Origin of the sequence: Microbacterium sp. J1-1 (assembly GCF_024498615.1) — a bacterium.
Classification (GTDB): domain Bacteria; phylum Actinomycetota; class Actinomycetes; order Actinomycetales; family Microbacteriaceae; genus Microbacterium; species Microbacterium aurugineum.
The window spans coordinates 1,895,974-1,909,099 of sequence record NZ_CP089590.1; the positions used below are offsets into that span (position 1 = coordinate 1,895,974).

The window sequence follows — 13,126 nt, forward strand, 5'->3', positions numbered from 1 at the left end:
GGTTTCTCCACAGTTCTCCGCGCCCACGGCGCAGGCGGGGTGCAAGACGTCAGACTGACGTCATGCACCCCGCTTTCCTCTACCTACCCGGCGAACGTCTGAGCGAGAGCGAGCTCAGCGCCGCACGGATCGACGGCCATGTCGTCGAGGTGGGTGACGCCTACATCCCGGCCGACCTGGTCGCAGGACCCGACGTCCGCGCGAGCTCGGTGGCCGCACTCGTCCAGCCGGGCACGGCTGCCTGCACGCAGACGGCCGCATGGATCCACGGCGCCGGAGACGTTCCCCCGGTCGTTCATCATGTGAGGCGCTGTATCGAACGTCGGATCCGACCGATCACGAGTGCGCGCCTGGTCTTCCACGACACCGTGCTGCCTGACGCCGATGTCGAGCTGATCGGCGGCGTTCCGGTCTCGACACCGGGGCGCACGATGCTCGACCTCGCCACGACGCTCCATCGCGACCCCCGCGTCCTGGTCTGGATGGACCGACTCGCCGTCGCAGTCCCCGGCACCGCGGAGCTGGCTGTTGGCGTTCTGCGCGACCTGCGGAGAGTACCGGGGAGCCGTGTCGGGCTGGCCGCGCTGGAGCGACTCGCGCTCAGGAGGAGGTGACGCGATAGACGTCGTAGACGGCGTCGATACGTCGGACGGCGTTGAGCACGCGGTCCAGGTGCACCGCGTCGCCCATCTCGAACACGAATCGGCTGAGTGCCAACCGCTCGTCCGTCGTCGTCACCGTGGCAGAGAGGATGTTGACGTGGTGTTCGCTGAGGACACGCGTCACGTCGGAGAGGAGCCCCGACCGGTCGAGAGCCTCGACCTGGATCTGAACGCGGAACACGCTCTTCGTGGTCGGAGCCCAGGACACCTCGACGAAACGATCCTGCTCGGATTCCAACGCCTTCACGTTCACGCAGTCCGCCCGGTGGACCGATACTCCGCTGCCGCGAGTGACGAAGCCGACGATCTGGTCGCCGGGCACCGGGGTGCAGCACTTCGCGAGCTTCACGAGGATGTCGTTGGCCCCCCGGACGAGCACGCCCGAGTCACCGGAACGCGGCTCCCGGCTCGGTACGCTGCCCGGCAGGTCGATGGCACCGGTCGTCGGGTCGTTCGCCGCCACCAGGGCGGTGACCTTCTCCAGGACCGACTGCGTCGAGACATGACCCTCACCGACGGCGGCGTAGAGCGCGGAGACGTCTTCGTAGTGCATCCCCCGAGCCACCTCGGCGAAAGAGTCGTGGCTCATCAGACGCTGCAGCGGCAGGTTCTGTCGACGCATCGCCCGTGCGATGGCCTCCTTGCCCTGCTCGATCGCTTCCTCGCGGCGCTCTTTCGTGAACCAGCCACGGATCTTGTTGCGGGCGCGCGTGCTCGCGACGAAGCCGAGCCAATCCTGGCTGGGACCGGCGTCGGGGTTCTTCGACGTGAAGACCTCGACGACGTCACCGCTCTTGAGCTCCGACTCCAGCGGCACGAGTCGGCCGTTGACCTTGGCCCCCATGGTGCGGTGGCCGATCTCGGTGTGGACGGCGTACGCGAAGTCGACCGGAGTGGCACCCGACGGGAGACCGATCACGCGCCCCTTCGGTGTGAAGACGTACACCTCCTTCGCGCCGATCTCGAAACGCAGGGACTCGAGGAACTCGCCCGGGTCGGCGGTCTCCGCCTGCCAGTCCGAGATGTGGGCGAGCCACGCCATGTCGGTGTCGGAGGCGCGCACCTCGGTCTTGCCGCCGCCGTTCATCCGCTCCTTGTACATCCAGTGCGCGGCCACTCCGTACTCGGCCTGCTGGTGCATCTCGTGGGTGCGGATCTGGATCTCCACGGTTCGGCCCGACGGACCGATCACCGTCGTGTGGAGCGACTGGTAGAGGTTGAACTTCGGCGTGGCGATGTAGTCCTTGAACCGTCCGGGCAGCGGTGTCCACCGTGCGTGGATCGCGCCGAGGACCGCATAGCAGTCACGCACGGAGGCGACGAGCACGCGGATGCCGATCAGATCGTAGATGTCGTCGAACTCCCGACCGCGGATGACCATCTTCTGGTACACCGAGTAGAGCTGCTTCGGACGGCCGACGACCTTGCCGCGGATCCGGAGGTCGCGCAGGTCTTCGTCGATCTCCTCGACGACCTGGTTCAGGTACTTCTCCCGCTGAGGCGTGCGCTGGGCGATGAGACTGTGGATCTCGTTGTAGATCTTCGGGTGCAGGACCGCGAACGAGAGATCCTCCAGTTCCGACTTGATCGCCTGGATACCGAGTCGATTCGCCAGCGGCGCGTAGATCTCGAGGGTCTCCTTGGCCTTCTTCGCCGCCTTCTCCGGCGGGACGAAGCCCCAGGTGCGCGCGTTGTGCAGGCGGTCGGCGAGCTTGATCAGCAGGACGCGGATGTCTTTCGACATCGCCACGATCATCTTGCGGACGGTCTCCGCCTGGGCGCTCTCACCGTACTTGACCTTGTCGAGCTTGGTGACGCCGTCGACGAGCATCGCGACCTCGTCGCCGAACTCGGCAGTCAGATCAGTGAGCGCATAGCCCGTGTCCTCGACCGTGTCGTGCAGAAGGGCGGCCGCGATCGCTCGGGGACCGAGACCGAGCTCCGCGAGGATCTGAGCGACCGCGAGAGGGTGGGTGATGTACGGTTCACCGCTCTGACGCTTCTGCCCCTCGTGCTTCTCCTTGGCGACGGCATAGGCCCGCTCGATGACCGAGAAGTCACCCTTGGGGTGGTTCACACGCACCGTACGGATCAGATTGTCGAGGTCGTTGATCCTCGACGCGCGGGAGAAGATCCGGGGAACCAGTCGTCGCAGACTAGAACCCTGCGTCGACGTCTGCGGTTCCGCCATCAACCCACCTCCCGATCAGTTCATCCTACGCGTGCTGTGCGGGCCGAGCTCCCGCTGCGGGCAGCCGATCAGGCTTCGACGGACGCCCTGCTGCGGGCGTCGCGGATGCGTGCGTCCCGCTCCTTGAGCTGCGGCTCGTTCTCGCGGAACAGCGAGTAGAGCGGCGCGGCCACGAACAGCGTCGAGTAGGTGGCCACCAGGATGCCGACGAAGATCGACAGGGAGATGTCGGTGAGCGATTCCGCACCGAGCCAGAAGGCACCGATGAAGAGCACCGCGCCGACCGGAAGTGCGGCGACGACAGACGTGTTGATCGAGCGCACGAGCGTCTGGTTCACCGCGAGGTTCACCGATTCACCGAACAACCGGGCAGACTTCTCCCCGTCCTCCGTCGTATTCTCTCGAATCTTGTCGAAGACGACGGTGGTGTCATACAGGGAGTAGGCAAGGATCGTCAGGAAGCCGATCACCGCCGCCGGCGAGATCTCGAATCCGGCCAAGGCGTAGACGCCGACCGTGATCACGAGCACGTCGAGCAGGCCGATGATCGCCGCGGCCGACATCTTCCAGGTGCGGAAGTAGATCGCCAGGATCAGGAAGGTCAGTGCGAGGAAGATCGCGAGACCCCACAGTGACTGCTTGGTGACGTTCTCGCCCCACGCCGGACCGATGAACGACGAGGTGACGTTGGCGGCCTCGACGCCGTAGGCGTCTGCAAGTGCGTCGGCGACCTGCTGCGTCTCGGCGGCGCTCATCTGGTCGGTCTGCACGCGGATGTCGGCGTTGTTCACGACGACGACCTTGGTCGAAGCACCGGGTACGACCGACTGCACGGCCTCGGTCGCGGCGCCCTGGTCGAGCGTCTCGGGCGCCTGCACCGTGAACTGCGACCCGCCGGTGAACTCGATCGAGAACTGGATGGGACGGAACAGCGGAACGAGCGCGGAACCGACCACGAGGGCGATCGCGATGATGAACCAGAGCCGACGCTTGCCGACGAACGGGAAGGAGGTCTTCCCCGAGTACAGATTGTTGCCGAACTCATTCATGGAAGGCATCAGGCGTCTCCCTCACTTCCGGCGTTGGTCTGTCTGTCGCCCGCGAGCGCTTCCGCGCGTTTGCGTTCGGCAATGGTCTGTCGACGTTCTGCTTCGCCGCGGGACCGCGAGTTCTTCGCGCCGCGCCCGGCCGAGGCCGTCGAGACCTCCCGGTACTGGGAGCGACTCCGATAGACGGCGCCGAGCGCTTCGGGGTCGAGCCCCGACAGCTTGTGTCCCCCGCCGAAGAAGCGCGTGCGGGCGAGCAGTTGCATCACCGGGTGTGTGAAGATCACGAAGATGAACACGTCGATCAGCGTCGTGAGTCCGAGCGTGAACGCGAAGCCCTTCACTGTGGCGTCGGCGAGGATGTACAGCACGACAGCGGCGAGGACGTTGATCGACTTCGAGATGTAGATCGTCCGCTTCGCGCGACCCCAGCCGTCTTCCACGGCAGCCGTGATGGACTTGCCGTCGCGGAGTTCATCTCGTATTCGTTCGAAGTAGACGATGAACGAGTCGGCCGTGAAGCCGATCGAGACGATGAGACCCGCGACACCGGCGAGCGACAGGCGGAAGCCGATGCGCCAGGCCAGGATGCAGATGATGATGTAGGTCAAGATCGCCATCACCGCGATGGAGGCGATGATCACCGATCCGAGCGCGCGATAGACGATGAGTGAGTAGATCGCGACGAGGGCGAGACCGATGAGACCGGCGATCAGACCGATCTGCAGCTGCTGGGTACCGAGCGTCGCGGAGATCGTGTCGGAGCTCTGCACGGTGAAGCTGAGCGGCAGCGCACCGAACTTGAGCTGATCCGCGAGCGTGGTCGCGGTCTCCTGCGTGAAGCTGCCCGAGATGCTGGGGCGTCCGTCGAGGATGACGCCGTTCATGCGCGGCGCGCTGATCACGTCTCCATCGAGCACGAAGGCGAACTGATCGCGCGGCGAGAGCCCATCGATGCGGTTCTGGTTCAGGCGCGTGCTGACCTTGCCGAAGGCGTCTCCGCCCTCGCCATTCATGGTGAGCTGGACGATCCAGGCGCCGGACTGCTGGTCGCGACCGGCGGAAGCGTCGGTGATGGCGGTGCCGTCGAGCTCGGTCGGCCCGAGCAGGAACTTCTGCGTGTCATCCGGCGAGCAGGCGATGACCGGCTCATCCTTCGGCGCCCGGGCCGGGTCGTTGTCGGGGTTCGCGCAGTCGTATGCCTGGAACTCCGCCGCGAGCTTCTCGGTCACCCAGGAGAGATCGCTCGCATCGGTCGGCGTCGCGGTCGGCGTCGCGTTCAGGGTGGGATCCGGCGTCGGGAACGGCGTGGAGTTCCCGTCCTCCCCGACGAACTCGGTGCCCGCCGCGTTCGTGTAGAGCACGGGCCGAAGCTCGAGCTGTGCACTCGCCTGGATCCGCTCACGGGTCTGCGCGTCGGCCTCGCCCGGGATCTGGACGACGATGTTCTGCCCGCCCTCGGTCGTGATGTCGGCCTCAGCCACCCCCGACGCATCGACGCGTTGCCGGATGATCGCCGCGGCCTGGTCGAGCTGTTCCTGCGTGGGAGCAGCTCCATCTTCCGTCTCGGCGCTCAGGACGATCTGTGTGCCGCCCTGGAGGTCCAGCGCGAGCTCGGGTGTCCACGAACTCACCGGCGCGCCGTCAGCGTCCTTGAAGACGTACACACCGAGCGAGTTGATGCCGAAGAGCACACCGGTCACGAGGAGCAGGCCGAGGAGGACCCGCCAGGCGTGACGGACGGGAGAGGATGAAGCCACGTGTGTTCAGCTTTCTGAAAGGACGGAGATCCGGCGGGCCGTGTCGGCCGCGGACTTACTTGTCGTCGGCGTCCCGCTCGAGGCGGGCGCGGGTCTCCTCGGGGGTCTCGACCGGAGGCGCGGCCGGCTCGTCCGCGTCCTGCTCCTCGACCGCGTCGACGGGCGTCTCGACGACGGCGTCCTTCGGTTCGACGACGCGCAGGATCGCCTGGCTGTGGACGTCGATGATCGTGCCGGGCGCGATCTCGACGAGCGCCGGGGTGTCGAGGTCCTCGGGGTCGTAGGAGACGATCGTGCCGTAGATGCCGCCCTGCAGGAGCACCTTGGCGCCGGGAACGGTCTTGGTCGCCTTCTCCTCCTGCTCGGCCTTCATCTGCTTCGTGCGCTTGCGCGTGTTGAAGATCATGAAGACGAGGAGGACGGCAAGAAGGCCGAAGAGCAGGAATTCCATGGGCATGGGGGAAGCGCCTTTCTCAGGTGCACGCTCCAGCCTTTGGGCGCGCGAAGGTATCCGGGAAGTCTTCAGTGATTATAGGTCATCCAACTTAAGCATCCCGTCCGGATGCGGAACGCCCAGGTGGGTGTAGGCGTCGGGCATCGCCACACGGCCGCGCGGAGTCCGGCCCAGGAAGCCGATGCGCACGAGATACGGCTCGACCACGCTCTCCACGGTCTCGCCCTCTTCTCCGACGGCCACGGCGAGCGTGCTCAGGCCGACCGGACCTCCACGGAAGCGCCGCACGAGGGCATCGAGGACCGCCCGGTCGAGCCGATCGAGGCCGATCGCGTCCACGTCATAGAGCTCCAGCGCCGCCCGCACGTCGCCGATCGTGGCCGCGCCGTGGCCGTGCACGAGCGCATAGTCCCGGACTCGGCGGAGCAGACGGTTCGCGATACGCGGTGTGCCCCGAGAACGACGCGCGATCTCGGACAGCGAGTCGGTCGGCAGGTCGACACCCAGCACCGCGGCGGAACGCGCGATGACCTGTTCCAACTCGGACTCCTCGTAGAACTCCAGGTGCCCCGTGAACCCGAAGCGGTCCCGCAGGGGATTGGGCAGCAGGCCGGAGCGGGTCGTCGCCCCCACGAGAGTGAACGGCGAGAGCTCGAGCGGGATGCTGGTCGCGCCCGCACCCTTCCCGACCATGATGTCGATCCGGTAGTCCTCCATCGCAAGGTAGAGCATCTCCTCCGCCGAGCGAGCCATGCGATGGATCTCGTCGATGAAGAGCACCTCCCCCGGGACCAGGCTCGACAGTAGCGCCGCCAGGTCGCCCGCGTGCTGGATCGCGGGGCCGCTCGAGAGACGCAGCGGCCGCTCGCTCTCGTGCGCGACGATCATCGCGAGGGTCGTCTTCCCGAGCCCCGGCGGGCCCGCCAGAAGGATGTGATCGGCCGGCCGGCTCTGGAGTCGCGCCGCTTCGAGGAGCAGCTGCAGCTGTCCTCGGACTTTCTGCTGCCCGACGAAGTCTCCGAGGCTCGTGGGGCGCAGTGCGCCCTCGATCGCGAGTTCGGTCTCGTCCGAGGGTTCCGATGCGTCGAGAGGGTCAGACATGCGGCTGGGCTCCCTTCGCCGGGCCCAACAGGGCGAGGGTGCGTCGGAGCAGCGCCGCGACAGATGCCCGCTCCGCCTCCGTGGCCTCCTCTGCCGTCTGGGCTGCCGCTTCGGCGGCGATCTTCTCCGACCACCCCAAGCCGACCAGGGCGGCGGAGACCTGGGTGACGACATCGGTGTTCCCCGCGGCGACGGACCTGGACGGGGCGGCGAACGCCTGCACCTTGCCCGCGAGCTGAAGCACGATGAGCTTGGCCGTCTTCGGGCCGATCCCGGAGACACGCCGGAACGGTGCATCGTCCTCGGCGGTGACGGCCTCCGCGATCTGATCGGTGGTGAGGTGCGACAGCACGCCGAGCGCCGACTTCGGCCCGACTCCGGTCACCCCGATCAGGAGTCCGAAGATCTCGAGTTCGCCGCGGTCCGCGAAGCCGAACAGCGACAGGGAGTCCTCTCGCACGATGAGACTCGTGTGCAGGAGGAGCTTCTCCCCCACCGTGGCGGTGTGCGCGACATCGGCCGGGACGGCGACGGCGAACCCGACCCCGCCCACATCGATGACGACCTGATCGGACGTCGCGTGCAGAACGACGCCGTGCAGAGAGGAGATCATCGTCTCAGCCTACGGTGTCGCTCGTAGCTATGTTCGAGCGACACGCTCCGCCGCGGCCCAGGCGCGTTGCGCGGGCGTCAACGCGCTCTGACCGGATGTGGTCGGTCCTCCGCGACGCCAGGCATGACAGAGCGCGATCGCCAGCGCATCCGCCGCGTCGGCGGGCTGGGGCAGCGCATCCAGACGCAGGATCCGCGCGATCATGGTCTGCACCTGCCGCTTGTCGGCGGCGCCGTACCCGGTGACGGCCGCTTTCACTTCGCTCGGGGTATGCGTGGCGGCCGGCAACCCGGACTCGGACGCGATCAGCAGCGCGATCCCGCTGGCCTGCGCCGTGCCCATCACCGTGTGCGTGTTCTGCTGAGCGAACACCCGCTCGACGGCGACGGCATCGGGCCGGTGCTCAGCGATCACGGCGCGGATCCCTGCGGCGACGATCGCGAGGCGATCACCGATCTCCGCATCCGGCGACGATCGGATGACCCCCACGTGAACGAGGGATCCCCGACGGGAACGGTCGACGTCCACGACACCGACACCGCACCGGGTCAGGCCCGGGTCGATGCCGAGCACGCGCAGAGAGGAAGCCACTCCCCCAGGCTAGGCGGCGGAGCGGACACCGGGGGTCCGGCGCGCCTAGGCCTCGTCGTTCTCCAGCTCGGCCTGGACCTCGGTGCTCAGGTCGAAGTTCGTGAAGACGTTCTGCACGTCTTCACTGTCTTCGAGCGCATCGATGAGACGGAAGACCTTGCGTGCGGTATCGGCGTCGATCTCGACCTTGAGGTTCGGAACGAACTCGACGTCAGCGGATTCGTAGTCGATCCCCGCTTCCTGGAGCGCGGTGCGCACGGCCACCAGGTCGGTCGCCTCGGTGATGATCTCGAAGCCCTCCGCGTGCGGCTCGATCTCCTCGGCGCCCGCCTCGAGCGCGGCCATCATGACGTCATCCTCGGTGGTGCCCTCGGAGCCGACGACGATGACGCCCTTGCGGCTGAAGTTGTAGGCGACGCTACCCGGATCGGCCAGAGTGCCGCCGTTGCGGCTGAGAGCCGTACGCACCTCTGCGGCCGCACGGTTCTTGTTGTCGGTCAGACACTCGATCATGAGGGCGACGCCGTTGGGTCCATAGCCTTCGTACATGATCGAGAGGTATTCGACGGCCTCGCCGCCGATGCCCGCACCGCGCTTCACCGCACGGTCGATGTTGTCCTTGGGGACCGAGGTCTTCTTGGCCTTCTGCACCGCGTCGAAGAGCGTCGGGTTGCCCGCAAGATCGGGACCGCCGAGCTTCGCCGCGACCTCGATGTTCTTGATGAGCTTGGCCCAGGACTTCGCGCGCCTGGAGTCGATGATGGCTTTCTTGTGCTTCGTGGTCGCCCACTTGGAATGCCCGGACATAAGTCTCCGCTCGTCGTATCCGCCCCGGAGCGTGCCCAGGGCATCGACCATTCTATCGAAAAGCCACGATTGCCCGAGTGGCGTCCACTGCGGCCGACCGCACGGCCGTCAGTCGCGCGGGTCTCGCGCGGGCAGCCACGGCGACCGTGCCGGCCGCGCGTGACCTCTGGTGCGATCGGGCCGCCGGGTGTAGGCCTGAGGCATGAAAGAGACGGCTCCCGACGACCGGACCCGCGCACTCGAGACCGCGCACCGTACCGCGCTCCGCTTCCTCGACTCGGTGGCCGAACGGCCGGTGTGGCCGAGGGCTTCGCTCGACGAGATGCTCACCGCCTTCGGGGGTCCGCTCCCGGAACATGGCGTGGACGCGGCGGCAGTGGTGGAGGAGATGTCCGTGCTCGCCGACCCCGGACTCGTCGCGATCCCCGGCGGCCGGTTCTTCGGTTTCGTGATCGGCGGAACCCATCCGGCAGCCCTGGCCGCGGACTGGCTCGTCTCGGCGTGGGATCAGAACTCGGGCTCGTCGACTCTCACGCCGGCCACTGTGGCGATGGAACGCATCGCCGGGCAATGGATGCTCGAGGCCTTCGGGCTCCCGCGACCGCCAGCGTCGGCTTCGTCACGGGCGGGCAGCTCGCCAACTTCACCTGCCTCGCCGCCGCGCGACACTCTGTGCTGGCGGGCGCGGGGTGGGACATCGCCGAGCAGGGATTCCACGGGTCTCCGCCGCTGCGTTTCGTCGTCGGCAGCCACCGGCACGGGTCCATCGACCGCGCCGCCCGGTTCCTCGGGATCGGACGTGCGGGACTCACGATCGTCCCGACCGACAGCCAAGGGCGCATGAGCCCGGAGGCGCTCGATCAGGCACTCGTCGGCGCGGAGGGACCCCTCATCGTGTGCCTGCAGGCGGGAGAGGTGCACACCGGCGCCTTCGACGACTTCGCGGCGTTGATCCCCCTCGCCCGCCGGCACGGTGCATGGATCCACGTCGACGGCGCGTTCGGACTGTGGGCTGCGGCGTCTCCCGGGCTGAGCCACCTCACCGCCGGCATGGCGGACGCCGACTCCTGGGCGACCGACGCGCACAAGACGCTCAACGTGCCGTACGACTGCGGCATGGCGATCGTGCGCGACCCGGCCGACTCGATCGCCGCGTTCCGCACCGGAGGCGACTATCTGATCTATTCGGGGCTCGACCCGTGGGATGTCACCCCGGAACTCTCTCGACGCGCCCGCGGGGTTCCCGCGTGGGCCGCACTGCGCAGTCTCGGTCGGTCGGGCATCGCGGACCTGATCGACCGCCTGCATGCGAACGCGGTCGCGATGGCGGCGGGGCTCCGAACAGTGGAGTCGGTGGAAGTCATCAACGACGTCGACTACACACAGGTGATGTTCCGCCTCGGCTCCGACGAAGCGACGCGTGCGCTCGGCGCGGCGATCCTCGTCGACGGGACGGCCGCGATGACGGGTGCCGAATGGGAAGGTCGTGCGGCTCTGCGGTGCTCGATGTCGTCCTGGGCGACCACCCCGGAAGACATCGTCCGCACGGTCGAAGCCATCCGCGGCCTGGTCGCCGCAGGGTCGCCCGCCGGTTGACCGAGACCGTGGGCTCCACATCCGGCTGCCCGCTCCGCACATCGTTCCCTCGGAAGACCGGCACACATGGCGCAGGATGGACACATGCGCAGATCGCGACACATCACTCCTGCCTCCCGCTCTTCGGACGTGCGGAACGGCGAGCAGACGCCGGCCGACTCCCTGCGGTACCTGCTCCATCTCCCGGACGACTACGACGCCGACCCCGACCGACGGTGGCCACTCGTCCTGTTCCTGCATGGTTCGGGTGAGCGCGGTACCGACGTCGAGCTCGCCGCCGTGCACGGTCCGCCGAGTCTGGCGGATGCCGGGCAGGAGTTCCCCTTCGTCCTCGTCACGCCTCAGTGTGGCGAATCGAGTCAGTGGGTCGCGGAGCTCTCGACGTTGTCCGTGCTTCTCGACGAGGTCGTCGCGGCGCACCGCATCGATGCGTCCCGCATATCGGTGACAGGACTCAGCATGGGCGGATTCGGGGCCTGGAGCCTGGCGGTGCGCTATCCCGACCGGTTCGCGTCGATCTCGCCGATCTGCGGAGGACTCTGGATGCAGAGCGCTGCGCCGCTCCGTGACGTCCCCGTCTGGGCTTTCCACGGTGATGCCGACGATGTCGTGCCGTTCTCCGCCACGGAACAGATCGTCAGCGAACTCCGGGGCCTCGGTGCCGACGCCCGGTTCACTCGATATGCAGGCGTCGGTCACGATTCCTGGACCGAGACCTATGAGAGCCCCGAGCTGTACGACTGGCTCCTCTCTCACCGGCGCCAGGTCTGACCCGGACCCTCGGCCGGACCTAGGCGCTCTGCGGAGCCCTCGTGCGGTGCCGATACTCGACCAGTGCGAGGAAGCGTTGGTGAAAGCGGCGCTCCCCCGTGATCTCGGGGTGGAAGCTCAGTCCGAGCAGATTCCCCTGCTCCACCGCGACCACGCGCCCGTCGGGCAGCGCCGCGAGCACGGTCGCGCGCGGACCGACCGACTCGACCACGGGCCCACGGATGAAGGCCGCCGAGACTGGGCCCCCGCCGAACGCAGGGACCTCGAGTTCCGCCTCGAAGGACTCGACCTGGCGACCGAAGGCGTTCCGGCGCACGACGACGTCGAGCCCTCCGAACGACTCCTGCCCGTCGATCGCGTCGACGATGTCATCCGCGAGCATGATCAAGCCCGCGCAGGTGCCGAGCACCGGCATGCCCGAGGCGATCGCGTCGCGGATCGGCTCCTGCATGCCGAAGATCCGGGAGAGCTTGTCGATCACGCTCGACTCGCCCCCCGGGATCACGAGTCCGTCGACCGCGGCGAGCTCGTCGGGGCGACGCACCGGAGTGGCATCGGCGCCGAGTTCCGTCAGCAGGGCGACATGCTCGCGCACGTCGCCCTGCAGTGCGAGGACGCCGACCTTGCCTCTACCAGCCACGCTCGGCGAGACGGTGGGGTGCCGGGAGGTCGCTCACGTTGATGCCGACCATCGCCTCGCCCAGCCCACGCGAAACCTCGGCGATGACCTTGGCGTCGTCATAGAAGGTCGTCGCCTTGACGATGGCCTTGGCCCGCTCTGCCGGGTTGCCCGACTTGAAGATGCCGGAGCCGACGAAGACGCCGTCAGCACCGAGCTGCATCATCATCGCGGCATCGGCGGGGGTCGCGACCCCTCCGGCCACGAACAGCACGACCGGGAGCGTGCCGGTCTCAGCGATCTCGGCGACGAGTTCGTACGGCGCCTGCAGCTCCTTCGCCGCGACGAAGAGCTCGTCCTTGGGAAGCGCGGTGAGCGCGGCGATCTCTCCGCGGATCTTGCGGATGTGCTTCATCGCCTCGGAGACGTCACCGGTCCCGGCCTCTCCCTTGGAACGGATCATCGCCGCACCCTCATTGATGCGGCGGAGCGCCTCGCCGAGGTTCGTCGCACCGCACACGAACGGGACGGTGAAGCCGTACTTGTCGATATGGTTGACGTAGTCGGCCGGTGAGAGCACCTCGGACTCGTCGATGTAGTCCACACCGAGCTCCTGCAGCACCTGCGCCTCGACGAAGTGCCCGATGCGGGCCTTGGCCATCACGGGGATGGAGACGGCGTCGATGATGCTGTCGATCATGTCGGGGTCGCTCATGCGGGAGACACCGCCCTGCGCACGGATGTCCGCCGGCACACGCTCGAGAGCCATCACGGCGACGGCGCCCGCGTCTTCGGCGATCTTCGCCTGCTCTGCCGTGACGACGTCCATGATGACGCCGCCCTTGAGCATCTCGGCGAGGCCGCGCTTGACGCGCGCGGATCCGGTGGTTGTCTGCTCTGCCATGGGAACTCCTG

General features: G+C 67.5%; 13 protein-coding genes. 3 read left to right on the forward strand and 10 right to left on the reverse strand.

Annotated elements, in window-relative coordinates; all coding sequences use genetic code 11:
- Window positions 1-62 precede the first annotated feature (62 nt).
- Entirely contained in the window at window positions 63-614 is a 552-nt protein-coding gene (locus LRQ07_RS08995) for a type IV toxin-antitoxin system AbiEi family antitoxin (protein ID WP_256534393.1), read from the forward strand.
- Here LRQ07_RS08995 and LRQ07_RS09000 read toward each other — a convergent pair.
- The 8 genes from LRQ07_RS09000 to LRQ07_RS09035 all read right to left on the reverse strand — a co-directional run bounded on the left by LRQ07_RS09000 (window position 601) and on the right by LRQ07_RS09035 (window position 9,225).
- Window positions 601-2,853 carry a RelA/SpoT family protein gene (locus LRQ07_RS09000; protein WP_047519493.1) on the reverse strand — a complete coding sequence of 751 codons (2,253 nt, stop codon included), beginning with the start codon at window positions 2,851-2,853 and terminating at the stop codon, window positions 601-603. The two genes, LRQ07_RS08995 and LRQ07_RS09000, sit on opposite strands and share 14 nt — an antisense overlap.
- A 68-nt stretch (window positions 2,854-2,921) precedes the next feature.
- Complete coding sequence (gene secF, locus LRQ07_RS09005) at window positions 2,922-3,911, reverse strand: protein translocase subunit SecF (protein WP_047519491.1); 990 nt, start codon at window positions 3,909-3,911, stop codon at window positions 2,922-2,924.
- The gene (gene secD, locus LRQ07_RS09010) at window positions 3,911-5,659 is read right to left on the reverse strand and encodes a protein translocase subunit SecD (RefSeq protein WP_248540456.1); all 1,749 of its coding nucleotides are present in this window, start codon (window positions 5,657-5,659) and stop codon (window positions 3,911-3,913) included. The genes secF and secD overlap by 1 nt, the downstream gene beginning before the upstream one ends.
- 55 nt (window positions 5,660-5,714) lie before the next feature.
- On the reverse strand, window positions 5,715-6,116 hold the full coding sequence (locus LRQ07_RS09015; protein WP_372491375.1) for a preprotein translocase subunit YajC: 402 nt from the start codon (window positions 6,114-6,116) through the stop codon (window positions 5,715-5,717).
- A gap of 72 nt (window positions 6,117-6,188) precedes the next feature.
- Window positions 6,189-7,214: a Holliday junction branch migration DNA helicase RuvB gene (gene ruvB, locus LRQ07_RS09020; protein WP_047519487.1), complete on the reverse strand. Its 1,026-nt coding sequence runs from the start codon at window positions 7,212-7,214 to the stop codon at window positions 6,189-6,191.
- Window positions 7,207-7,827 carry a Holliday junction branch migration protein RuvA gene (gene ruvA / locus LRQ07_RS09025; RefSeq protein ID WP_248540457.1) on the reverse strand — a complete coding sequence of 207 codons (621 nt, stop codon included), beginning with the start codon at window positions 7,825-7,827 and terminating at the stop codon, window positions 7,207-7,209. The genes ruvB and ruvA overlap by 8 nt, the downstream gene beginning before the upstream one ends.
- 27 nt (window positions 7,828-7,854) lie before the next feature.
- Window positions 7,855-8,418: a crossover junction endodeoxyribonuclease RuvC gene (gene ruvC / locus LRQ07_RS09030; protein WP_232761813.1), complete on the reverse strand. Its 564-nt coding sequence runs from the start codon at window positions 8,416-8,418 to the stop codon at window positions 7,855-7,857.
- Between the two features lie 45 nt (window positions 8,419-8,463).
- Window positions 8,464-9,225: a YebC/PmpR family DNA-binding transcriptional regulator gene (locus tag LRQ07_RS09035; RefSeq protein WP_047519481.1), complete on the reverse strand. Its 762-nt coding sequence runs from the start codon at window positions 9,223-9,225 to the stop codon at window positions 8,464-8,466.
- 570 nt (window positions 9,226-9,795) lie between these two features.
- Between LRQ07_RS09035 and LRQ07_RS09040 the strand changes: the two genes are divergently transcribed.
- Both LRQ07_RS09040 and LRQ07_RS09045 read left to right on the forward strand, forming a co-directional pair.
- Entirely contained in the window at window positions 9,796-10,821 is a 1,026-nt protein-coding gene (locus tag LRQ07_RS09040) for a pyridoxal phosphate-dependent decarboxylase family protein (protein ID WP_256534394.1), read from the forward strand.
- Between the two features lie 84 nt (window positions 10,822-10,905).
- Entirely contained in the window at window positions 10,906-11,592 is a 687-nt protein-coding gene (locus LRQ07_RS09045) for an alpha/beta hydrolase-fold protein (RefSeq protein ID WP_256534395.1), read from the forward strand.
- A gap of 19 nt (window positions 11,593-11,611) precedes the next feature.
- Here LRQ07_RS09045 and pdxT read toward each other — a convergent pair whose 3' ends face one another.
- Both pdxT and pdxS read right to left on the reverse strand, forming a co-directional pair.
- The gene (gene pdxT, locus LRQ07_RS09050; RefSeq protein WP_256534396.1) at window positions 11,612-12,232 is read right to left on the reverse strand and encodes a pyridoxal 5'-phosphate synthase glutaminase subunit PdxT; all 621 of its coding nucleotides are present in this window, start codon (window positions 12,230-12,232) and stop codon (window positions 11,612-11,614) included.
- Window positions 12,222-13,115: a pyridoxal 5'-phosphate synthase lyase subunit PdxS gene (pdxS, locus tag LRQ07_RS09055; protein ID WP_047519474.1), complete on the reverse strand. Its 894-nt coding sequence runs from the start codon at window positions 13,113-13,115 to the stop codon at window positions 12,222-12,224. Before pdxS ends, pdxT begins: the two co-directional genes overlap by 11 nt.
- Window positions 13,116-13,126 lie beyond the last annotated feature (11 nt).